General features: G+C 72.4%; 1 protein-coding gene. It reads left to right on the forward strand.

Annotated features, from left to right (window positions below; all coding sequences use genetic code 11):
* Window positions 1–25 precede the first annotated feature (25 nt).
* Window positions 26–918: replication initiator (locus tag C1I95_RS34175; RefSeq protein WP_325048895.1), on the forward strand; the 893-nt coding region annotated here is incomplete at its 3' end.

Below are 918 nucleotides of genomic sequence, written 5' to 3' on the forward strand. Positions count from 1 at the left end.
CCCACACCCTCGGGGATGCGGCCTGATGGCGTCGACGCTGGACCTCACACCCCGTGCTACGGCCCGGGGTGTGGGCTCGAACGCCGACACCACCCCACCCGTCTACGCCTACACCGCCGCCGGCTCCGCCTTCGAACGCGCCACCCAACCCGACTACTACGGATGGCTGGAACACGTCCGCGCCGCCGCCGGCTGCACCCGCCCTATCCGCCTCGCCGGCCAGCTCCTCACCGTCGAGCAGTCGACCGGCCGTGTGCTCGACCAGCGGCACACCGACGGGATGCCGGACGCGGCGATTTACACCGCCTGCGGCAACCGCCGCGCCACCGTCTGCCCGTCCTGCGCCCAGACCTACCAACGCGACGCGTTCCAGCTGCTTCGCGCTGGCCTGGTCGGTGGCAAAGGCGTTCCGGAGACGGTCGCCGCGCATCCGGCGGTGTTCGCCACCTTCACCGCCCCGTCCTTCGGCACCGTTCACGCCCGGGTGGTCCGCCGGCACACCTGCGCGAGTCGCAAGCGCTGCGACTGCCGGGCCGAACCGTGCCACGCCCGCCGCAACACCGACCCCGCCGCCGGACCATGCCCCCACGGCCGGCCCGCCGTCTGCTGGGCCAGACACGAACCCGGTGACTCCGTGCTCGGCCGGCCCCTGTGCCTGGACTGCTACGACCACGACCACCAGGCCGTGTGGAACCTGTTCTCCGGAGAGTTGTGGCACCGCACCAAGCAAGCCGCGGAACGCTACCTAGCGAAGCTCGCCCGCCGTCGAGGTGTTCCCCGCGTCGAAGTCGCCACCGCCTCCGGCAAGACCCGCAAGGTCGCCCCGGTCCGGCTCTCACCCGGCAAGGTCGCCGAGTTGCAGGCCCGGGGAGCGGTGCACTTCCACGCCATCGCCCGCCTCGACGGCGTCAACCCCAC

This window comes from Micromonospora craterilacus (assembly GCF_003236315.1).
Lineage (GTDB): Bacteria > Actinomycetota > Actinomycetes > Mycobacteriales > Micromonosporaceae > Micromonospora > Micromonospora craterilacus.